The organism is uncultured Actinomyces sp. (assembly GCF_963526355.1).
Lineage (GTDB): Bacteria > Actinomycetota > Actinomycetes > Actinomycetales > Actinomycetaceae > Actinomyces.
This window is the reverse complement of sequence record NZ_CAUROW010000001.1, coordinates 129,875-149,565: the sequence shown is the minus strand read 5'-3', so window position 1 is coordinate 149,565 and position 19,691 is coordinate 129,875. Positions and strand designations below refer to the sequence as shown.

Genomic DNA, 19,691 nt, shown 5'->3' with positions numbered 1-19,691 from the left:
GTTCACGACTGTAGTTCGCAAGGCTGAGAGGAACCAACGCGGCTCAGTGGGGTGGTCTGCCGGAGGGCGTCGTCTTCGTCCTTCGCCACGTCCTGCTCAGTCAGAACGCCGTCCTGCATGGCCAGGACCCGATCGCATACGGGAAGCAGCCGCTCGTCATGAGTGACCATCACCGTTGCCTTGCCCAGCTCATGGGTCTGATCTGCGAGCAGATGGGCGACGTCCTGAGCTCGTCGAGTGTCCAGGGCGGCGGTGGGCTCATCCGCCAGAATGATGTCGGGGTCGTGGTAGAGCGCCACCGCAATGGCGGCGCGCTGGCGCTCACCTCCGGAGAGCTCGGAAGGATAAGCGTGTGCTCGTCGAGAGATGCCAAGCGATTCCAGCAGGTGGTCACGCCTGTAGTTGTCATTCTTGGTGCGTGTGACCCGGCTATGCATGGCGAACTGGTCGTTGAGCCTCAGGAAGGGCACCAGGCCGGAGGTCTGAAGGACGAATCCAATACGTCGGAGCCGGATCCCGGCCCGGCGCTTCTCCGGTAGGGCGGAGAACGGCTCGCCCGAGATGGTGACGGTGCCACTGGAGGGGGTGCGCAGGCCACCCATGACGGTCAGGAGGGTTGACTTTCCCGAACCGGATGGGCCCAGGATCCCTACCAGTTCGCCGGCGCGCAACTGAAGATCGGTGCTGTGTAGCGCGTGAATGGTCTCATCGCCCTGGCGGTAGTCCCGGGTCACCGATTCCAGGGACATGACTGGGGAGGCTGTTTTCGGCGTTGTCATGAGATGGCCTCCACGGGGTCAATGCGGGTGACGACCCGCACGGAAATCAGCCCGCCAATGACTGAAACGAGAACGAAGGCGGCGGCGATGAGAAGGTCAAGAAGACCGGAGAGCCTGAAGGGGACGGCGCTGGGCAGGATCAGGGAGGTTGCCACCGTTAGAAACAGCCCGACGCCGATCCCTACCGCCGACAGCACGAGTGTCTGGGCGCAGCCCGAACGGACGAGATAGCCTGTGGGCACGCCGCGCGCCTTGAGAATTCCCAGGACTGGTCTCTTCTGCAGGGTCAGCACGTAGATGAAGATGCCCAGCACTGTGGAGGCGATGATGATCAGTGAGCCGATCATGAGGCTGAAAGTGAGTACCTGTGCCGAGTATCCGGGTAGCGTCCGGATGAGTTCCTCACTGGTGAGGATCCTCAGACCCGAATCCTGAGCGGACTTCATGGCCCGGCTGTCACCGGTGAGGTCGGCCTTGAACACGACGGCGGAGACCGCGGGTGACAGGCTGGTGGGGCCGTGCTTGCTCAGTGCCTGCCCATCCAGGGTGACCACCGGGGCCGATTGGAAGGTCGTGTCGTGGGTGAAGCCGACGATCGTCCAGTCGTGATCGGAGCCCAGGAGACGGATTGTATCCCCGGCCTTGAGTCCTTTGGCCTGCAGGGAGTCGTCCACGAGGATCTCCTTGAGCGGATCGGAGATCGTGTGACCGCTTGTTACTGCCGGGCTGAGTTCTCCGTCCAGGTCGATGCCGAAGGCGAAGACGTCGTCCCGCAACGCCTCGCCGTCCTTGTCCGTGACCCCCTCGGCCTGGGCGACGGCGGCGGTACTCATAAGGGTCGATGCCGTGGTTCCGTTGTCCGTGGCCAGCGTCTGGGCGGTGCTCAGCTGCTCATCGCTCAGCCGAGAAGCGGAGAGGTTCTCATTCGAGGCGTCGGTGATGGCGACGCTTCCCGAGTTCCAACCATCGATTCCGGCGCGATAGAGATGAGCCAGACCAACGGCCAACGACGCCAAGAAAAAAGTGAGATAAGCCACCAGTGCGATAACAGAGATGATGAGTCCGAAGCGAACAGGTTCGTGGCGGATCTCGCGTAGCGCGAGGAACATTGGACTCCCTGAGGAAGTGGTCGCAGGGCGGGCCAGCAGACCCGCTACGTGGAAGGCTACACCGCACCTCGTATTCCTTGCGATTAGATTAGAAGGGGTGTCGAGCTTCGAGCGAACCGTTATCGCTCCAGCGAGAATGACATAATGTACATTATCGGTGGTGAGTGAGTGGGGTTCGCTCTGCTTCGGCGTCGTTCGACGGCATCCGGCACAATCGTCTGTGTGACTGGTGGAAGGGCTGCTGGACAGACCATTGCCGACACGCATGGTGCATCCGCGTCGTCGGGGCTCGTGAGAACAACCTGCGAGGCGTCGACGTCGCCATCCCCAAGCGCAGGCTGACACTGGTCTTCACCACGATCGCAACCGAGTCGCACCGTCTCATCAACGAGACCTACCCGGCCTTTGTTCAGGAATTCATGGACTCAAGTGCACGTCCCAACGCCGACCGCTTGGAAGGACTGACGCCTACGATCGTCGTGGACCATGAGCGAACGGGATCCAATCCGCGTTCCATGCTCGGAACCGTCAGCGACATCGGGGCCCTGCTGAGGGTTCTGTACTCGAGGCATGGCGTGTGGAACGGGCGGTCATCTTCGGAACGTGCCCGCAGTGCGACGGAACCCGGCTGGCCGACCCCGCACGCACCTGCTTCATCGACGGCAGATCCATTGCTGATGCCTGTGCCATGCAGATCTCTGATCTGGCGCAATCGAGCCTCATCCACGGCCACCTCTCCCCCATGGATGACGTGGTGACCTACCGGCTCGTGGACTCCGGGCGCACCGTCGTCGTCATAGCACCACCAGGCCCTGATGGAGCACGCCGACTGGATCATCGATATGGGCCCCGGAGCCGGTCACGACGGCGGTCGTGTCGTGTTCGCCGGAATACCGGCGCAGATGGTGGCGGACCGAACAACTCTGACGAGTCAATACCTGACCCAGTACGTCGAGCAGGAGAATGACGATGCCCTCGAGTGAAAGAAAAGGGGATATGCACGCTGACGCGGCCCAGGCCTACCAGATCCGCCCGGCGACCATGGCGGACTCCCCCGCTATCCGCCAGATCCGCAATGCCGCAGTGCGGGAGTCCCTGGCCATTTGGACCAGCATTGAGCAGGACCCTGCCCAGGCCGAGGCATGGCTGGCCCCCATGGTCCAACGTGGAACGGCACTCGTCGCCCATGTGGACGGCAAGCCTCAGGAGATCGTCGGGTTCGCGGTCGCCGGTGCATGGCGCTCCTATGAGGGCTACGCCCGCACGGTCGAGGACTCGATCTACCTGTCCCCAGCCGTTCAAGGGTATGGCCTTGGCCCCAGACTTCTGGTCGCACTGATCGAGGCCTCCCGGGCGGCTGGGGACCGTACCATGATCGCTCTCATCGAAGCCGGCAACATGGCCTCGGTACACCTGCACGAACGCTATGGTTTCACCATTGTCGGCACTATCCCGCAGGCGGGTGAGAAGCTCGGACAGCTTCTCGATCTGACCCTCATGACCCGTTCTCTGAAAGGACCCACGATGCATAGCCAGCAATCCGTCGATAACAGCCGCTCTCGGCGGGTGAGTGGGGCTGAGTCGATCCAGCTTCAGCCGGAGGAACCCGCCGTCGCTCAGTGGCGAGTCAGCGATACCGATGACGTCGTCGCGCACCTGCTGCATCTTGTCGGTACGCCGCAGGGAAGGCCTGCGATCATCGCGGTCGACGGACGGGGCGGATCCGGTAAGACGACGCTCACCCAGGCAATAACCGTGGCCGTTCCCGGCTCCCAGGCCTTCCACCTCGACGACCTCATCTGGAACGAGCCGCTCTACGACTGGGACCAGCTGCTCGTCGACACCCTGACTCGGCTGCGCAAGTCCGGCTCCCTTGACCTGGTTCCGGACAAGTGGCGGGAGCACGGCCGCGAGGGCTCCATCCGCGTCCCGGCCGGCTCTCCCCTGGTCGTCGTCGAGGGCACCGGCGCCGGTCTGCGTGCGGTCAGCAGTCTCATTGACGCACACGTGTGGGTTCAGACCGGAGACGATGTGGCCGAGCGTCGCGGCATCAGCCGCGACATCGCAGAGGGCGTCAACGGCGACGCCGAGGAGTCAGTGCGCTTCTGGCACTGGTGGATGGCCGGTGAGCGCCTCTTCTTCGCCAAGGACCGACCCTGGGAGCGCGCCGACATCATCATCTCCGGTGATGCTCCGACCGGTGTGGAGCCGGGAGAGGTCGCCTGGATCCCGGGGCCGCTTCTTCGTCGCTGAGTGCACAGCCGCCCGCCGCTCAGGGGCTCAGTCCCCCAGCGCCGTCCCCACGGCGCGAGCGGCCTGGATCCACTCGTGCTCGGCCGGAACGAACTTAGTGTGACCGGCAACCTCCTTGAGAGGAACCAGCGCGGTGCCATGACCACGATCGGCCACCATGACGCCGTACCTGCCCTCGGCGATCGCGTCGGCTCCGGCCACTCCCAGACGTGTTCCCAGCAGGCGGTCGGCCCCGCAGGGGGAACCGCCGCGCTGGACGTACCCCAGGATGGAGACACGCGCCTCCAGACCAGTCAAGTTCTCCAGCTGCTCGGCCAGGGTGAAGGTGTTGGCGCGGTGCGATGCCTCCAGGCGTTTGACGCCCCGCTTGGCCATCGCCTTGCGCTCGGGACTGGAGGCGTCCTTGACCAGGGCACGGGCGTGCTCCAGCTCGGCGTGATCCGTCACCGACAGCGCCCCCTCGGCTACGGCCACCACCGAGAAGGAAGAGCCGTGAGAGCGGCGCCGCTCGATCTTGTCCGCGATCGCGTCCACCGAGTACGGAATCTCGGGAAGCAGAATGACGTCCGCCCCACCCGCGATACCGGCCCCCAGGGCCAGCCAGCCGGCCCGGTGACCCATGATCTCGGTGAGGATGATGCGGTGGTGGGAGTGCGCTGTCGAGTGCAGCCGGTCCACGGCCTCCGTGGCGATCTCCAAGGCGGTGGCGAAGCCGAAGGAGGAGTCGGTGTGGATGATGTCGTTGTCAATGGTCTTGGGCAGGTGGATGACGTTGAGGCCGGCATCCATGAGCCGCTTGGCATTCTTCGCGGTCCCGCCCCCACCGAGGCACACGAGCGCATCGATCCCGTCCTTCTCGCAGTTCTCCACGATGGTGGGCACCATGTCGCAGGGTTCACCGTCCACCATCATGCGATGTACCTTGTCCCGGCTGGTTCCCAGCATGGTTCCGCCGGTGGTGAGGATCCCGGACAGAGCTGCGGCGTCCAGCTCGGTGAAGCGGTTCTCGGCCAGGCCCCGCATACCGTCACGAAATCCGATGAGCTCCCAGCCGTGCTGCTGAATCGCCGCCTTTCCAAAGCCCCGGATCGCCGCGTTGAGTCCTGGGGCGTCGCCGCCCGCCGTGAGAATGCCGATGCGCTGCTGAGCCATGAGGCCAAGTATGCCGCGAGCCGAGACGACGTACAGGCTGTACGCTTCGATACCGGCCGGCGATCACCGATGTTATGGCGGCGATGTGGCCCGATGACGGACGCCTAGTCGATCAACCGGTATCATCGTCACCCGGATTGCGTCGATACCGCTGGGAACATCCTGCCCTCCCTCGGTGTTGACGTACCGGTGCCCCGAACCGAGCGCGAGCTACTGACGCTACCGGGAGCGGGAGACCGGCGAAAGACGAACCACGGAGGAGGCCGCAACCATGGCAGACCGCGCACTGCGGGGAATGACCATCGGCGCGAAGTCGATGGAGTCAGAAGACGGAGTCGAGTTCGCCGAGCGGATGATCGTCAGCTACGAGTGCCCGATGGCGCATGTGACCAGGATCCCGATGTCTACCGAGGCCGAGGTACCCCCAGCCTGGGAGTGCCCCGAGTGCGGTCAGCCCGCCGCCCGACGCGGTGAGAACGAGCCCGAGCCCGATGAGCCCAAGAAGACCCCCCGCACCCACTGGGACATGCTCCTGGAGCGCCGCAAAGTCGAGGAGCTCGAGGTTCTCCTCAATGAACGTCTTGAGGCGCTGCGCAGCGGTGAGGTTTACCGCGAACGAATCAGTGGCTGAAGGCTCTCCTGAAAAACGCTTGGACGAGATCTGAAGGACCGGCACCTTTGTTGTATCAAGGGGCGGTCCTTCAGCGTCAGTAACGCAGCGTAAGGCCGGTCAAGAGCAGAAGCGCGTCTGACGCGACGAGGCTGACGGTCGTCGCTGGTATCCGGTAGCGGCACGACGGCGCTTGTCGTGAGCTGCGCGCAACCGGCCTCCGACGATCTTAGCGGCGTTGAACAGCTGTCCGGAGCGCTTGACGACACCCCAACGGGTCACCAGCGACAACTCCTCGGTGAAGATCCCCCCAGAGAGCTTGGATTGCCCGGCCTCCCGCTCTAGGAACGTGATGGGCATCTCCACGATGCGGCCGCCGGCCTCGTCCACGAGCTTGGTCATGTTGACCTGGAACCCGTATCCGAGGGCCTCGACCCTGCTCAGGTCCATGCGACGCAGAATGGAGGCACGGAAGACTCTGAAGCCCGCGGTCGCGTCCTTAACGCGCAGTCCCAGCATGGCATTGATGTAGAGGTTCCCGGCCTTCGACAGGGCCACCCGCTTGGCATCCCACCCCTCGGTTGCGCCGCCGGAGACCCAACGCGAACCGATGACGAGGTCGGGCTCGTCGGCCATCTCAGCACGCTGGATGAGCAGAGCCAGATCCTCGGCCCGGTGAGATCCGTCGGCGTCCATCTCGACAATGAGCTCGTAGCCGGCCGCCAGGGCCCAGGAGAAACCGGCGAGGTAGGCCGGGCCCAGTCCGTTCTTCTCCGAGCGGTGCAGGACGTGGATGTGGGAGTCCTCGTTCGCCCGAGTATCGGCGTAGTCGCCGGTGCCGTCGGGGGAACCATCGTCGACGACGAGAATGTCCGCCTCGGGAGCGTGCTTGCGGACCCGGTCCAGTGCCGAGGGCAAAGACTCTATCTCGTTGTAGGTCGGGATGACGACGAGTGCCTTCACTTATTTCTCCAAAGTTGTGTGCGGGTGACGCCAAGGCTGCCTGAGATATTCCGAGGGTATCCGAGATCAGCAGCGACGCCGGTGAACCCGAGCCGTCGTCTTCCACCGCGAACGTGCCTGACTCAGGATACCGGCGCTGAGCAGCACACCCGCACTGACGAGGAGTGCGATGCCGGGGGCGGAGCCGAGACGGTCGGCGATGGTCTGGGATCTGCGCAGCGGGATGTCGGCCACCAGGCTCGCTTGTGTGTAGGGCCGGGTGACCTGTTCGATCTCGCCGCGGGGGTTGATGATCGCGGTATAGCCGACGGTGGAGGCCTGGATAACGCTGCGGCCGTGGACCACTGCCTGGACGCGCCCCTGGGCGAGTTGTTGGGCGGCCTCACCGGAGTCGAGGAAGGAGGCATTGTTCGTCGGGATGATGATCGCCTGCCCGCCCTGTTTGACGCCGTCGCGCAGGGCATCGTCGTAGGCGACCTCGAAGCAGATCCCCATCGCGAAGGTAACGTCTCGGCTCTGGGTGACGGCGGGAACCGTCAGGGTGCTGGGCCCGGTACCGGGCAGCATGTCTACGCCGACGCGATCAACCTGGGTGGTCAGGCGCCGCACGAGGGAACGGGCGGGAATGTACTCGGCGAAGGGAACGGGCCGGTGCTTGCGGTAGTAGGCATGCTCCGCCTGTCCAGCGGTGTCCCCAGGATTCCACACGAGGACGTCGTTGTAGCGGATGTTGTCGACGAAGGGAACGGCGCCCACAAGTACCGGTGCCTGGACCGCCTGGGCGGCCTCATCGACGATTGTCGCCGAGGCCGGGTAGTCACGCGGGTCCAGGTCCGCGGAGTTCTCTGGCCAGACGACCAGATCGAGGCTACCGGAGCCGGTGTCGGAGGCCAGCTTCCTCGTGGCGGTCGCGTGGTTGCCAGTGACCTCCAGGGCTCGGTTGAAGGCGTCCTCGAAGTCGGTGGCCACATTGCCCTGGACTGCCCCGACACGAACAGTGCCGTTCTCGGCGCGGGTGTCCACCGGAAGGGCCTGGGGTGCGATGAGCACAGCCGCGGCGATCACCGCGGAGATGACCGCTGGGACCGTGCGACGCTCGTAGATGGTCTGAGCCGCGTGAGCGAGGCACGCTGCTGCCAGCGCTACCAGCAACCCCACCCCGGCGCTGCCGATATAGGCGGCCGCCGGCAGCACCGGGGCGTCGGCCATGGCGAAGGCCAGACGGCCGAAAGGGAAACCGCCTAGGGGCCAAATGGAGCGCAGCTCCTCGATCCCCGACCACAGCAGGGCGAAGGCAAACACTCCTGCGGCGCCGTCGGGCACACCGCGCAGTAGGCGCCGGCCGCGTGATGAGCTCTCGAATGGACTCTGAAGCCGTGAAAGGCGGCTCACCAGGGACCAGGCGCCCCCGAGCCCGGCCAGGTAGAGCGACTCGAAGGCCGTCAGTGAGATCCAGCCCATCGGGTTCCCCATCCCCACCTTCGTGAAGTGCAGCAGAGGTGTGAACATGCCGAGGCCATAGAGCAGCCCCAGTCCGGTGCCGGGCCAGAATCCGCGCCCTCGGACGAGAAGCATGAACACTCCGACCCCGATGAGGGCCGCCCCCCACAGGTTCATCGGCGGGAAGGCGGTATAGGTGGCCAGACCCGCCAGCAGCGCCACGGCGGCGGGGGCCGATCGGCGAAGCCAGCGGATGGTCCAGGAGAGCACTGTCACGCAGTGAAGCATAAGGGCAACATGATGTCGTCTCGCCCAGTGAGTGGCTGGAGGCGACGGCGTGGAGAGGATCCCCACAGCCTCAGTCGTTGCGTCGCTCCTCGATCCCCAGGAGGCGGTAGTACAGGGGATGGCAGGCTCTCAGCGCGAGACCCGTCAGTACCAGCCCGACGACGATGATGCCAAGTGCCAGCGAAGAGGCGCCGGAGACCGGAGAGGTTCCCGTCAGGAGTGAGGCCATGAGAGTGCCAAGACCAGCACCGCCGAGAACAGCGAGAAGGAGCGGTGCATAGGCCTCCATCCACATGACGCGCAGGCCGTAACTCGCGGGGGCGCCCATGCGCCGCAGGCTGCGGGACTGTTCCGCGCGCTCGATGGTGCCCGAGGCCTGAGTGACGAGGATGGACGTGGCTGTCAGAACGAACCCGAAGGCCAGGGTGATGAAGGCACCTTTCTCAAAGTCCCACAGAACACCGTAGACGTAGGCGTCCGCCGTCGCCCCAGTGGCGGGGCCCGAAGGCATGTATGACATGAAACTACCGATGAAACCACCGATGAAGGACAGCGACCCCATGGCGGAGACCCGGTGCCACGTTGCGGTGGGGGCGGCTTGGATCCGGCGAGCGGTCCATCGCATGACCGGGCCGCGCAGCCGGGCCAGCCCTCGGGAGAGCAGCTGGGTGAACCATGACCCGGCCAGGTCGAAGACGGCGATCACCGCCACGATCATGGCGCAGATGATGAGGGCGTGGTACTGCTGTGGCGCCAGTCTGGCGACTAGCGGAGCGCCGAACAGCGTCATGAAGAACACGACGACGCGCCAGACACCGGCGCGCGGCCCGTTAGCGCGTCGGGAAACGCCCAGTGGTGAGATCCTCACCTGACGCAGACCCCGCCAGGCCGAGGCCTGGCCGACCACGATGACCCCGAGCAGGACGACAACGAGCATCATCGGCGGCAGGATCATCTCACCGGCCGTGATCCGGGTGCCCATGACGGTGAGGCTGCTCCAAGCAGGAAGCGTGACCAGGTAGACAACAGTGCCGATGACGGCGCCGGCCACTGACTGGACCAGGGCGTCCAGCAGGGACATGCGGGTGACGTCCGCCCCGGACAGGCCCACCAGGCGCAGGACCGCAAGTCGCCTCTCACGGCTGCGGGCTCCCAGGATGGCGGCGCTGGAGGCCAGTCCCACCATGGCGGGGACGAGCATGGCGCATGCCAGGAGTGAGAGGATAGTGTACTGCTGCCCTACGAAGCCGTCATGGCCCGCTTTCTGGGCTGCATCAACCCATGCCTGGATGCGTTCGGGGTGTCTTCCACGGCTGTGGAGCATCCAGGTGCCCCCGGCGACGGTCAGGGCAGCGCAGGTAGCCACGGTGTATGCCAGAACGCTGGCCAGGTACAGCAGTGCCTCCCCCTCGCGGGAGGCGAGGCGCGCACGGGTGAGACGAGCGGTGAGGCGGGCGAGGACCAGAAAACTGGGACGGGAGCCCCCGCTACTGGACGAGCCCGCCACGGGCGTGGAGACGGCATTTGAGGCGTTCATCGGGTCACCCCCGACTGCGTCGCTCCTGCGGGGCGGTTGGCCGTGTTGACGTTCAGGAGACGGTCGGAGTGAACCAGCCCGTCACGGATCTCGATGAGGCGTGAGCACCAGCGTGCGACATTGACATCGTGCGTCACCACGACCAGCGCCGCACCGGCCATGGCGACGGCTGCTGTCAGCAACTGCATCATCTCATGACCGGTCGCCTGGTCCAACGCGCCGGAGGGTTCGTCGGCGAAGATGGCGCGGGGACTGCTCACCAGTGCCCGCGCGATCGCCACACGTTGGGCCTGCCCACCGGACATCTGAGCGGGACGACGGCTCCTGAGCTCCACCAGTCCGAGCCGGGCGAGCATGTCGTCGGCGGCGCGCAGCGCCGTGCGCGTCGAGGTCCCGGTGAGCATGAGAGGAAGCGCCACGTTCTCCCGAGCCGGCAGCTCGGGGATGAGCTGGCTGTCCTGAAAGACGAATCCCAGCTCGCGCAGCCGAAGATGAGAACGCTGTGCGTCAGTGAGGCGGGAGATCTCAGTGCCCCCGAAGGTCACGGCCCCGCGATCCGGGACGAGTACCCCCGACAGACAGTGCAGCAGAGTCGACTTGCCTGATCCGGAGGGACCCATGATCGCGGCGGTCTCGCCCGCGGCGATGCTGATGCTCACGCCGGCCAGGGCAGTCACCGTGTCGAAGCGTTTGACAATGTCGCTGGTGGTGATCAGTGGTGTGCTCATGCCTCTCATCTCATCCTTTCCGCGGCGTGATCTCGATAGTGCCCGCACTCTGAACGAGGTAGTGCTGGGTATACCTCACTGACTACCGGTGTCCTGCTCGGCGACACGGCCGGATGGGACACGGTACCTTGGAGCTGTGCAGCTCAGGTTTCCGTTGCGATGGTCCGCCGAGGCAACGACGACGCATGAGGCGCTCGCCTCTCGCCGGATTGCCGAGCTGACGGCCTCTCGGCGTGAGATCGTCGCGGCCTATGAGGTTGAGCGTCGGCGTATTGAGCGCGACCTGCATGACGGTGCTCAGCAGCAGCTCGTCGTCGGACTCATGAAGCTCGGGGAGGCACAGCTCTCCCCTACCGTGATCGCAGATCCGGCACTTGCCGGCCTGCTGAATGAGGCCAAGGCGGCCATTGCCGGCGGACTGAACTCACTGCGCACCACGGTGCGCGGTATCCACCCCCAGGTGCTCACCGACCTCGGCCTCGCTGCAGCCCTCCGGGATGCAGCGGATCAAGCCGACAGAACCGGCAGGACCGTGAGGATCATCTGTCCGCATCCCCTTCCGGCGATGCCCGAGGGAGTGCTGGCCGCGGCCTATTTCTTCGCCCTGGAGGCGATGACCAACGCGCTCAAACACGCTCCCGGTGCAGAGGTGACGGTCCTGCTGACCGTGGACAAGAGCCTGAGGGTCTGCGTAGTCGATACCGGGCCTGGCGGAGCCCGACTCCAGCCTGGTCACGGCCTGGCGGGCATGAGGGAACGGCTCGCGGCCTTTGGTGGCGAACTCCTGCTGACCAGTCCTCCGGGCGGGCCGACACGGCTCGCGGCGCACCTGCCGTTGCTCCTGGTCCGCGGGGAGAGCGGAATCAGCCCAGACAGCATGAACAGATCAAGCGGTACCGGCTGCGTGGAAAGGTGGGAGCTATGAGCATGGCCCCTTCACTGGTGCTCGCCGACGACTCGGCCCTGCTGCGCGAAGGCCTGGCGGGCTTGCTGGAACGCCAGGGTTATGACGTCATCGCCCGGGAGAGCAGTGCCCCGGGGCTGGTTGACTGCATCAACCGCCTGGACGGCCAGGGGCGCCTGCCGGACGCCATCATCACCGATGTCCGCATGCCGCCGTCCATGAGGAACGACGGCCTGGAGGCCGCACTGGCCATCCGACGCCGCCACCCGGCCGTGGCGATCATGGTGCTCAGCCAGTATGTGTCGGCGACCTACGCCCAGCAGCTCTTCGCCGCGGACGCCCCGGTGGAAGCCGGCGGGACGGGCTACCTGCTCAAGGACAGGGTTTCGGAGGTCGCCGACTTCCTGGGGTCCCTGCGGGTGGTTCTGGCCGGAGGCATGGTCACCGACCCGGAGGTGGCCCGAGCCATGGTGCGAGGCTCGCGCTCGGGCCTGGCGGACCTGACGCCGCGCGAGCTGGAGGTGCTTGAGCTCATGGCGCGGGGGCTGTCGAACGGTCAGATCTCAGCGCAGATGATCGTGTCGAGGGCCGCGGTGGCCAAGCACGTCTCAGCGATCTTCCTCAAGCTGGGACTGGATCCCTCGGAGGAGAACCGACGGGTACGCGCCATTCTCGCCTTTCTCGGCGATGAACTCGGCCAGTAGCTCTCAGTCGGCGGAACGGCGGCGGGACAGGGCGTGGTGCACAGGCTGCCAGGCCAGCGCCAGCAGTGTGCCGATGATCGCCCCGATGAGGCAGGACATGGCTGTCCCGGTGATCCAGGACAGGACCGGGTTGTGGGTGAGTTCCTCGGCCCACTCGATGGCGTGGTGCAATGGGTGGAAACCGACCTTGGCGAGGTTCACCGCTAGAATGTGACCACCGACCCACAGCATCGCCACGGTGCCGATGACCCCGATACCACGGAAGAGCACCGGTGCTGACTTCACGATCGCACGGCCGAGAGCCCTCACAGCACTCGTGCGGCCCTGTTCGGCCAGGTGCGCTCCGGCGTCATCGAGCTTGATGAGGGCGGCGACCAAGCCGTAGACGGCGAAGGTGATGAGCAGAGCGATGAGGACGAGGACGATGATGCGTCGCAGGGACGACTCCCCCTCCACCTCTGCCAGGGCCAGCAGCATGATCTCGGTGGACAGGACGAAGTCCGTGGTGATGGCCTGACGGACGATCTGGGCCTCGTCGACCGGGCCGGTCTCCTCCTGGACGTGCCCGGTGTGGAGGAAGCGCTCGAGGATCTTCTCCCCGCCCTCGAAGCACAGGTAGGCGCCGCCGATGATGAGCGCGACGGGCAGGAGCCACGGCGCCACGGCTGTCAGCAGCAGGCCGATCGGCAGGATGATGAGGAGCTTGTTGCGCAGCGAGCCCAGCGTGATCCGCTTGATGATCGGCAGCTCTCGGTCAGGGGTGATGCCGGTGACGTACTGGGGCGTGGTGGCCACGTCGTCGACGGCTGCCGCGGACACCTTCGCGGAGGTCTTGACGGCGATGGAGGCAGTGTCGTCAACGGTGGACAGCGTCAGCTTGGCGAGCGTGGCGATGTCGTCGAGAAGGGCGAAGAAGCCTGACATGGCGTTGTGGGTCCTGTCGTGCGGTGTATCGGCCGGGACGAGACTACTAGCCGTGACGCCTCGGAGTGGGATCAGACGGCGGACCAGCTGACCACTCCCCGGTTGAGGTCCAAGGAGGCCTCGGCGGCTCGCAGGGACAGCTCGGTGACGGCTCTCGCCTGCTCGGGGGCGGCATCCGACGGTGGTGAGAGACTGGCGATCTGGCCGACGACGTCGAGCAGCTGCTTGCACCAGCGCACGAAGTCCCCGGCCGTCAGCTCAGTAGTATTCAGGATGTCCGCCAACTGCGCGCCATCGCACCAGGCCTGGACGGACCCGGCCAGCGCCGGCTCTGCGCCCGAGGATGCCTCGATGCGGGCCAGGGACTCCAGATCGTGAATCCGGTGCGAGACCCCCAACTGTGCGCGCAGGCACTGGCCGAGGCGGGATCCGGGCGCCACTGGTAGCCCGATCGACTGGGCGCTCAACCGCGGCTCGTAGACACAGGCACTCAGGGCCCCAGCGAGCTCAGCGGCGCTGAGGTCCGCGAAAATACCCGCGCTCAAGCACTCTGCGATGAGCAGGTCCCGCTCGGCGTAGATCCGTGCCAGGGCCTTGCCGGCGCTGGTGACCCGCAGTTCCCGCTCCGGGTGGCCCCGGTCCACCGGGCGCAGATAGCCCAGCTCGAGCAGCACCTCGCACACGGCGTCGAAGAGGCGGGCGATGGTGCCGGTACGGGTCTCAATGCGTCGCTGCAGGCGCTCGGCCTCGGCCCGTGCCCGCGACCACTTGCGGCCGATCCTGGCGTGCTCCTCCCGGTCGGGGCACCCGTGGCAGGGGTGGGAGCGCATTTCGTGGCGCAAGCGCTCGAGGTTCTCAATCGCGCTGTTGCGGCGGGCCTGCGCGCGGCCCGAGCGGGTTCGTGTGCGCCTCGTCCTGCTCTCCAGGTCTCCGGAACGCAGGGCGTCCACCAGGCGCTGGACGAGCCGGTCCCGGTCTCTGGGCCGGTGCGGGTCCACCGATTCGGCCACCCTCAGCGCGCCCACCCGCATGACACCGTCCGGCGTCGTGTCCGGGGTCAGCGCGACCACTCGCGAGTCCTCCCCCAGTACCGTGAGGGTGGGTGTCCCGGTGCGGTCGGCACCGGCCTCGAGGACGATGCCGTGGCGGTGGCGTCGGCCCTTGCGAAAGACGACGACGTCGCCGCGCCCCAGCGCGCTCATGGCCCGTCCCGTTTCGTTGCGACGCGTGGAGGCCTTGTCCCGAGACAGGTCTGCCTCGGCGTCGGCGATGGCCTGGCGCAGGGCCGCGTACTCACGAAAGTCGCCCAGGCGGCAGGTCATGTCCTTCTCCAGGGACTTCAGGCTGCGGCGCTTGCGGCGCGCCTGGGCGGCCAGCTCGACGACGCCGCGGTCGGCCTGGAACTGGGCGAAGGACTCCTCGAGCACTTCACGCACCCGTGCCCGCGACATGCGCTCGAGCAGGTTGACGGCCATGTTGTAGGTCGGTCGGAAGGCGGAGACCAGCGGGTAGGTGCGCCGGGAGGCCAAGGAGGAGACCGTGGCCGGCTCGACGTCGTCGGCGGCCAGGACGACGGCGTGGCCCTCGACGTCGATGCCGCGGCGTCCGGCCCGCCCCGTCAGCTGGGTGTACTCCCCCGGGCTGAGAGCGACATGGGCCGACCCGTTCCACTTGCGCAGTGACTCCAGGACCACGGTGCGGGCGGGCATGTTGATCCCCAGTGCCAGGGTCTCGGTGGCGTAGACGACCTTGACCAGGCCCGCGCTGAAGAGCTCCTCCACCGTCTCCTTGAACACCGGCAGCAGTCCTGCGTGGTGGGCCGCGACGCCACGTTCCAGGGCGTGGGCCCAGAAGTGGAAGCCGAGGACTCCCAGGTCTCCGGCGGGGATGTCGGCGGTGCGCCGCTCGATGACTTCCCGGATCCGCGCCGTCTCGGCCTCGGTGGTCAGATCCACCCCGGCGCTCACCACCTGGTGAACGGCCTGCTCGCAACCGGCTCGGGAGAAGACGAAGACGATCGCAGGCAGTAGTCGTGCCCCCTCCAGGGCCGTGACGACCTGCAGCCGCGAGGGCGGTTTCAGCCTAGCTGTGCGAGCTCCGCCCTCTCCGCGGCGAGGTGCGCGCGTGCCACGCGCTGGACGCTTCCAGGGTTGTGAACCTCGGGTGGAGTCGCCACCGGAGGCGGCGGCGCGCCGGGCCTGCTTGACGGCCTTGAGCAACTCGGGACTGATCGGGGGCTGCCCCGTCTGTCCCGACTGCACCGTGTTGGCGCTCTCAGCGGCTTCTGCGTCATCCGCTGGGCATGAGTAGAGGGGCAGGAGCCGGCGCCCGACCATCATGTGCTGGGTCAGTGGGACGGGGCGCTTCTCGGAGACGACGACAGCGGTCTTTCCCCGCACCTGGCCGAGCCAGTCGCCGAACTCCTCGGCGTTGGAGACCGTGGCGGACAGGGAGATCACCTGAACCCCGGTCGGAAGGTGAATGATGACCTCCTCCCATACCGGTCCGCGGAAGCGGTCGGCCAGGTAGTGGACCTCGTCCATGACCACGAATCCCAGCCGATCCAGGTCACGGGAGTCCGAGTAGAGCATGTTGCGGAGCACCTCGGTGGTCATCACCACCACGTCTGCGCGGGGGTTGACCGAGGTGTCACCGGTGAGCAGCCCCACCTGATCCTCGCCGTGCCGGGCGACGAGATCCAGATACTTCTGGTTGCTCAGTGCCTTGATCGGCGTGGTGTAGAAGGTCTTGAGGCCCTGGGCCCGGCCCAGGTGGACGGCGAACTCCCCCACGACCGTCTTGCCGGCTCCGGTCGGCGCTGCGACGAGGACGCCTTCTCCTCTTTCGATGGCCGTGCAGGCCTCCTCCTGGAACGGGTCGAGGGGGAAGTCATAACCTCGGGCGAAACGGGTGAGCTCGCTGCTGGCTGTGGCCTGTCGACGGCGAGATGCGGCGTAACGCTCGGCTGGTGAGCTCATGGGCACACTCTAGGGCTCAAGTCGTCCTGGGCCGCCAGGAGTAGCCGTACGGCGTCGGGGACGGCCTCGAGCCGCAGGGGCAGTTCGGCCAGGGGCTCGCCATCGGCAAAGGGGTGCGGAGGAGGACGCAGACCCCGATCACGGCCGGTGCGCTCGTCCAGCGCTTCGATGGTGACGACACGGCTGCGCTCGATATGGACGGCCGAGTCAGTCAAGTGCGTTCCCTTGAAGAGCCGAGAGAACAGCGACACCAGGTGGGGGCGGCCTACGGGATCCAGGCGCAGAACCTCGAGCAGACCGTCGGTGGGGTCGGCATGCGGCGCCAGGTCCATGCCACCACCGATGTAGCGGGTGTTGGCGGCTGCCAGCAGCAGCGCGGGCCCCTCCCAGGTGCCCTCGTCGGTGGTGACTCGGTAGCCGTAGGGTGCCAGCGCCGCGAGCTCGGCCGTGAAGGCGCGCACGTAGCGTCCCTCGCGGGCCGGCCAGGTCAGGGTGTTGGCGCGGGCGTTGACGGCGGCATCTAAGCCGGCGCTCACCACGGCCAGGGACCAGCGCCGCTGCGGGGCGAGAAGAGTGCCGTCGGGGCGGGAGGCGTAGATCGCGTCGGTCGCTATGACGGCGCCATTGCCGGACAACGCTTGGTTGATGATGTGGGCGGAGGCGGCGGCATCCCGGCTGGGCAGATCGAAGTGCCTGGCGATGTCGTTGCCGGTTCCGGTGGCAACGATGCCCAGCGGCACACCCGTTGTGGCGACGATGTCCACTCCCAGGTGCACCATGCCGTCTCCACCAACGACGACCAGAGCCTCGACCCCGTGGCTCGATCCGTCCTCAAGGAGAGCCTTGCCGGCGTGACGCGACTGTTCATACGAGCTGCCGCGTACATGGAGGACCTCGTGCCCGGCCTCACGTAGGACTCTGCGGGCAACCTCGTCGGCAGCCGAGTGACGCCCACGGCCTGAGGATGGATTGGAAAGTAGGGCGATACGCATGAAGAAAAGTAGCGAGAAAGCAGTGGGAGGAACAGCGGGTCCCGACAGCGCCGGGTGCTAATCGGCCAGTGCGGCCTCCAACTCGGCGTCGAGCTCGGCGCGCTTCTTCTCGACCCGCTTGTCATGCCGGATAGAAATGAAGCAGGCCAGGAAGTACAAACCGGTGATGGGAAGCGCCATGAAGATCATGGACCAGGGATCCGGTAGCGGATTGGCGAAGGCCATGAAGGTGAAGATCCCGACGACGGCCCAGCGCCAGCCCTTGAGCATCGTTGTGCCCTTCATGATCCCTAGCATGTTGAGGGCCACGAGGAGTTCGGGCAGGAGGAAGGCTAATCCGAAGACGAGGACGAGCCGCATGACGAAGGACAGGTAGACACCTGCATTGATAAGCCCTGCAGTGGGGCCGGAGGGAATGAAACCGGTGAGGATGGCGACCGCGTGCGGCATCACCCACATGCCCAGGGCCGCGCCGGCGGAGAACAACAGGAGTCCTATAACGCCATAGGTCCAGGTGTAGATCTTCTCCTTGCGGGTCATCCCCGGCCCTACGAAGGCCCAGAACTCGTACATCCACAGCGGAGCAGAGAACAGGACACCAAGCCAGATCGAGACCTTGAGCCTCATGTCGAAAGAGGCCAGAATCGTGTCGAAGTTCAAAGTGAGATTGGCGCCGTGAGCATTGGCTGCCTCGATTGGGCGAGTGATGAGGGAAAAGGCCTGCTCATAGACCAGATAGCCCACGACCGACATGACCACGACGCCCAGGGCCGAGATGAAGAGCCGGTTGCGCAGCTCGCGCAAGTGGTCCCCGATGGACATGCGCGCCTCTGGATTGTCCTTGCGCCTCGATCGCCTGATACGAGGTAGCTTGGGCACCATGGCCTCCTTCGACTTCGAGCCACCGGCTATCGCCGGACAGCGTCACTTCTGGGATGACCCCTCAGTATTCTGCTGAGCAGCCTGACCGGACTGGGTGGGTTCCGTGTAGTACGTGCCCTCCTGAGGCTGCTGCTGGAGCTGGGCCTGCCCCTCCTTGGAGTCATCGTCGCGCAGCTCCTTGATCTCCTTCTTGAAGACCTTCATGGACTGGCCGACACTCTTGGCAATGTCCGGAAGCTTGCTGGAACCGAAGACGATCAGCACAAGAACAAGCAGAACGATCATGTGCCAGACTTGAAATCGCATGGCGCTACTCCTAGATGGTAGGGGCTTTCGATACCGGCTGAGTGTAGCCTTCCCGGCGGGCGCCTCTGAACGACCGCTCCGCCGGTTCTCCCCAAGGCGGACGGATCCGGCATCAACACCCTTCAGAATTGGTGTCGTACCAGGTCAAAGCCTGTTTGGCAGCATCGACGGCGTCTTGGGCGAGGTTGTCGGGCTCGACGGCGATGAGATGGCGGCCGACTGAGAGGACCAGACCGATGAGCCAGGTGCGGTCGCGCCCCTCGACAACGACCTTGAGCCCACCCTCCGTGGTCTCCTTCTGGGAGATGCATGGAATCTGCTCCACGAGCCAACGTCCCGTTGGGCGCAGAGTCAGTGTGGCACGGGGCCTGTCCCCCTCAGGCCGACTGGTGTCATGCCGTTTCTTGGCACGCGAGGTGCGATGCCGGATTGCTGGGACGTCGAGAACCTGGACCGACTCGATCCGGTCCAGCCGAAAGCTGCGCTCGGCCTTGGCGCTGAGGCACCAGGCCACGAGGGCCATATGTGATCCATCACTTTCCAAGGTGATGGGGTCGACATCGCGCTCGGAGCGGGTGTCGGTGGCGGAGACGTAGGCCAGGTGAAGGCGGCGCTTGTCCTGCAGTGCGGAGCGCACGGCGGCCAGGACCTGAGCCGTACGGCCGGGGTTGCCGGAATGGTCGTGGTGGTCGGCAACCGGACCGGATGAGAATCCGGCTCGTGCTGCGGCATCGTCAACGGGAGCGCCGGTGGTGAGCAGCGCGGAGATCGCACGTTGGGTGGAGGAGAGTACTGCGGCGGAGGCATCGTCGTCGGACAGCAGGTCGGCGAGGACCCTGAGGGCCAGGAGCAGGGAGATCGCCTCCTGACGGGTCAGACGAAGTGGACGATCCAGCCCCAGCGGCTCTGCGAGCCGCAGGCGACCGGCGTCGAAGTCGGCGGCATCGAAGTCCACGAGGTCCCCGTGCAGTCCACCAGGCAGGCCGGAGACCCATAGCGTGTTGACGTCCCGCTCAATGACAGCAGGGGTGACGCCGAAGTGCTCGGCGGCCTCCTTGATGGAGACACCGGGGTTGTCCGTGACCCAGGCGGACAGGGCGAGCAGCCGAGTGAGCCGGTGGGAGGCGGGAACACGAGGCATC

18 protein-coding genes are annotated in these 19,691 nt (G+C 66.0%); 5 read left to right on the top strand and 13 right to left on the bottom strand.

The genetic code is table 11. The features are described from left to right. Positions 1-2: 2 nt before the first annotated feature. Complete coding sequence (locus tag RWR81_RS00620) at positions 3-779, bottom strand: ABC transporter ATP-binding protein (protein ID WP_314452902.1); 777 nt, start codon at positions 777-779, stop codon at positions 3-5. Beyond that, positions 776-1,888: an ABC transporter permease gene (locus RWR81_RS00615; RefSeq protein WP_314452899.1), complete on the bottom strand. Its 1,113-nt coding sequence runs from the start codon at positions 1,886-1,888 to the stop codon at positions 776-778. Before RWR81_RS00615 ends, RWR81_RS00620 begins: the two co-directional genes overlap by 4 nt. Positions 1,889-2,703: 815 nt before the next feature. Here RWR81_RS00615 and RWR81_RS00610 point away from each other — a divergent pair. Together RWR81_RS00610 and RWR81_RS00605 are read left to right on the top strand one after the other, a co-directional pair. Beyond that, positions 2,704-2,871 carry a hypothetical protein gene (locus tag RWR81_RS00610; RefSeq protein ID WP_314452896.1) on the top strand — a complete coding sequence of 56 codons (168 nt, stop codon included), beginning with the start codon at positions 2,704-2,706 and terminating at the stop codon, positions 2,869-2,871. A gap of 13 nt (positions 2,872-2,884) precedes the next feature. Then, on the top strand, positions 2,885-4,141 hold the full coding sequence (locus RWR81_RS00605; RefSeq protein ID WP_314452893.1) for a GNAT family N-acetyltransferase: 1,257 nt from the start codon (positions 2,885-2,887) through the stop codon (positions 4,139-4,141). A gap of 27 nt (positions 4,142-4,168) precedes the next feature. Here RWR81_RS00605 and RWR81_RS00600 read toward each other — a convergent pair whose 3' ends face one another. Beyond that, a complete protein-coding gene (locus tag RWR81_RS00600; RefSeq protein ID WP_314452890.1) occupies positions 4,169-5,293 on the bottom strand; it encodes an ATP-dependent 6-phosphofructokinase in 1,125 nt (374 codons plus the stop codon). 271 nt (positions 5,294-5,564) lie between these two features. Between RWR81_RS00600 and RWR81_RS00595 the strand changes: the two genes are divergently transcribed. After that, positions 5,565-5,924, top strand: coding sequence for an RNA polymerase-binding protein RbpA (locus RWR81_RS00595; RefSeq protein ID WP_314452889.1), 360 nt, complete (start codon positions 5,565-5,567; stop codon positions 5,922-5,924). A 99-nt stretch (positions 5,925-6,023) separates the two neighbouring features. On the opposite strand, the gene RWR81_RS00590 is transcribed toward RWR81_RS00595, so the two are convergent. From RWR81_RS00590 to RWR81_RS00575, 4 genes are all read right to left on the bottom strand, one after another. Further along, positions 6,024-6,866 carry a polyprenol monophosphomannose synthase gene (locus tag RWR81_RS00590; RefSeq protein ID WP_314452887.1) on the bottom strand — a complete coding sequence of 281 codons (843 nt, stop codon included), beginning with the start codon at positions 6,864-6,866 and terminating at the stop codon, positions 6,024-6,026. A 66-nt stretch (positions 6,867-6,932) separates the two neighbouring features. Then, positions 6,933-8,582, bottom strand: coding sequence for an apolipoprotein N-acyltransferase (gene lnt / locus RWR81_RS00585; RefSeq protein ID WP_399497730.1), 1,650 nt, complete (start codon positions 8,580-8,582; stop codon positions 6,933-6,935). Between the two features lie 82 nt (positions 8,583-8,664). Further along, on the bottom strand, positions 8,665-10,131 hold the full coding sequence (locus RWR81_RS00580; RefSeq protein ID WP_314452884.1) for an FtsX-like permease family protein: 1,467 nt from the start codon (positions 10,129-10,131) through the stop codon (positions 8,665-8,667). Beyond that, the gene (locus RWR81_RS00575) at positions 10,128-10,868 is read right to left on the bottom strand and encodes an ABC transporter ATP-binding protein (RefSeq protein WP_314452881.1); all 741 of its coding nucleotides are present in this window, start codon (positions 10,866-10,868) and stop codon (positions 10,128-10,130) included. The genes RWR81_RS00580 and RWR81_RS00575 overlap by 4 nt, the downstream gene beginning before the upstream one ends. Positions 10,869-10,995: 127 nt before the next feature. On the opposite strand from RWR81_RS00575, the gene RWR81_RS00570 reads away from it, so the two are divergent. After that, a complete protein-coding gene (locus tag RWR81_RS00570) occupies positions 10,996-11,784 on the top strand; it encodes a histidine kinase (protein ID WP_314452878.1) in 789 nt (262 codons plus the stop codon). Then, positions 11,781-12,467, top strand: coding sequence for a response regulator transcription factor (locus tag RWR81_RS00565; RefSeq protein WP_314452875.1), 687 nt, complete (start codon positions 11,781-11,783; stop codon positions 12,465-12,467). Before RWR81_RS00570 ends, RWR81_RS00565 begins: the two co-directional genes overlap by 4 nt. Before the next feature lie 3 nt (positions 12,468-12,470). On the opposite strand, the gene RWR81_RS00560 is transcribed toward RWR81_RS00565, so the two are convergent. From RWR81_RS00560 to RWR81_RS00535, 6 genes are all read right to left on the bottom strand, one after another. Beyond that, positions 12,471-13,391 (bottom strand): DUF808 domain-containing protein, encoded by a 921-nt coding sequence (locus RWR81_RS00560; RefSeq protein WP_314452872.1) that lies wholly within the window; start codon positions 13,389-13,391, stop codon positions 12,471-12,473. A 71-nt stretch (positions 13,392-13,462) separates the two neighbouring features. Continuing rightward, entirely contained in the window at positions 13,463-16,369 is a 2,907-nt protein-coding gene (locus RWR81_RS00555; protein WP_314452868.1) for a DEAD/DEAH box helicase, read from the bottom strand. Then, a complete protein-coding gene (locus tag RWR81_RS00550) occupies positions 16,366-17,361 on the bottom strand; it encodes a diacylglycerol kinase family protein (RefSeq protein WP_314452865.1) in 996 nt (331 codons plus the stop codon). The genes RWR81_RS00555 and RWR81_RS00550 overlap by 4 nt, the downstream gene beginning before the upstream one ends. A gap of 57 nt (positions 17,362-17,418) precedes the next feature. After that, positions 17,419-18,240, bottom strand: coding sequence for a twin-arginine translocase subunit TatC (tatC, locus tag RWR81_RS00545; protein ID WP_314453191.1), 822 nt, complete (start codon positions 18,238-18,240; stop codon positions 17,419-17,421). 45 nt (positions 18,241-18,285) lie between these two features. Next, the gene (gene tatA, locus RWR81_RS00540; protein ID WP_314452863.1) at positions 18,286-18,549 is read right to left on the bottom strand and encodes a Sec-independent protein translocase subunit TatA; all 264 of its coding nucleotides are present in this window, start codon (positions 18,547-18,549) and stop codon (positions 18,286-18,288) included. A 112-nt stretch (positions 18,550-18,661) separates the two neighbouring features. Beyond that, positions 18,662-19,690 (bottom strand): WYL domain-containing protein, encoded by a 1,029-nt coding sequence (locus tag RWR81_RS00535; RefSeq protein ID WP_314452860.1) that lies wholly within the window; start codon positions 19,688-19,690, stop codon positions 18,662-18,664. Between the last annotated feature and the right edge of the window lies 1 nt (position 19,691).

Coding starts and splice junctions, on each gene's coding strand:
- RWR81_RS00610 (WP_314452896.1), top strand. CDS start 2,704: ATGGAGCACGCCGACTGGATCATCGATATGGGCCCCGGAGCCGGTCAC.
- RWR81_RS00565 (WP_314452875.1), top strand. CDS start 11,781: ATGAGCATGGCCCCTTCACTGGTGCTCGCCGACGACTCGGCCCTGCTG.
- RWR81_RS00555 (WP_314452868.1), bottom strand. CDS start 16,369: ATGAGCTCACCAGCCGAGCGTTACGCCGCATCTCGCCGTCGACAGGCC.
- RWR81_RS00595 (WP_314452889.1), top strand. CDS start 5,565: ATGGCAGACCGCGCACTGCGGGGAATGACCATCGGCGCGAAGTCGATG.
- RWR81_RS00550 (WP_314452865.1), bottom strand. CDS start 17,361: ATGCGTATCGCCCTACTTTCCAATCCATCCTCAGGCCGTGGGCGTCAC.
- RWR81_RS00575 (WP_314452881.1), bottom strand. CDS start 10,868: ATGAGAGGCATGAGCACACCACTGATCACCACCAGCGACATTGTCAAA.
- RWR81_RS00620 (WP_314452902.1), bottom strand. CDS start 779: ATGACAACGCCGAAAACAGCCTCCCCAGTCATGTCCCTGGAATCGGTG.
- RWR81_RS00535 (WP_314452860.1), bottom strand. CDS start 19,690: ATGCCTCGTGTTCCCGCCTCCCACCGGCTCACTCGGCTGCTCGCCCTG.
- RWR81_RS00600 (WP_314452890.1), bottom strand. CDS start 5,293: ATGGCTCAGCAGCGCATCGGCATTCTCACGGCGGGCGGCGACGCCCCA.
- RWR81_RS00615 (WP_314452899.1), bottom strand. CDS start 1,888: ATGTTCCTCGCGCTACGCGAGATCCGCCACGAACCTGTTCGCTTCGGA.
- RWR81_RS00605 (WP_314452893.1), top strand. CDS start 2,885: ATGCACGCTGACGCGGCCCAGGCCTACCAGATCCGCCCGGCGACCATG.
- tatA (WP_314452863.1), bottom strand. CDS start 18,549: ATGCGATTTCAAGTCTGGCACATGATCGTTCTGCTTGTTCTTGTGCTG.
- RWR81_RS00580 (WP_314452884.1), bottom strand. CDS start 10,131: ATGAACGCCTCAAATGCCGTCTCCACGCCCGTGGCGGGCTCGTCCAGT.
- RWR81_RS00560 (WP_314452872.1), bottom strand. CDS start 13,391: ATGTCAGGCTTCTTCGCCCTTCTCGACGACATCGCCACGCTCGCCAAG.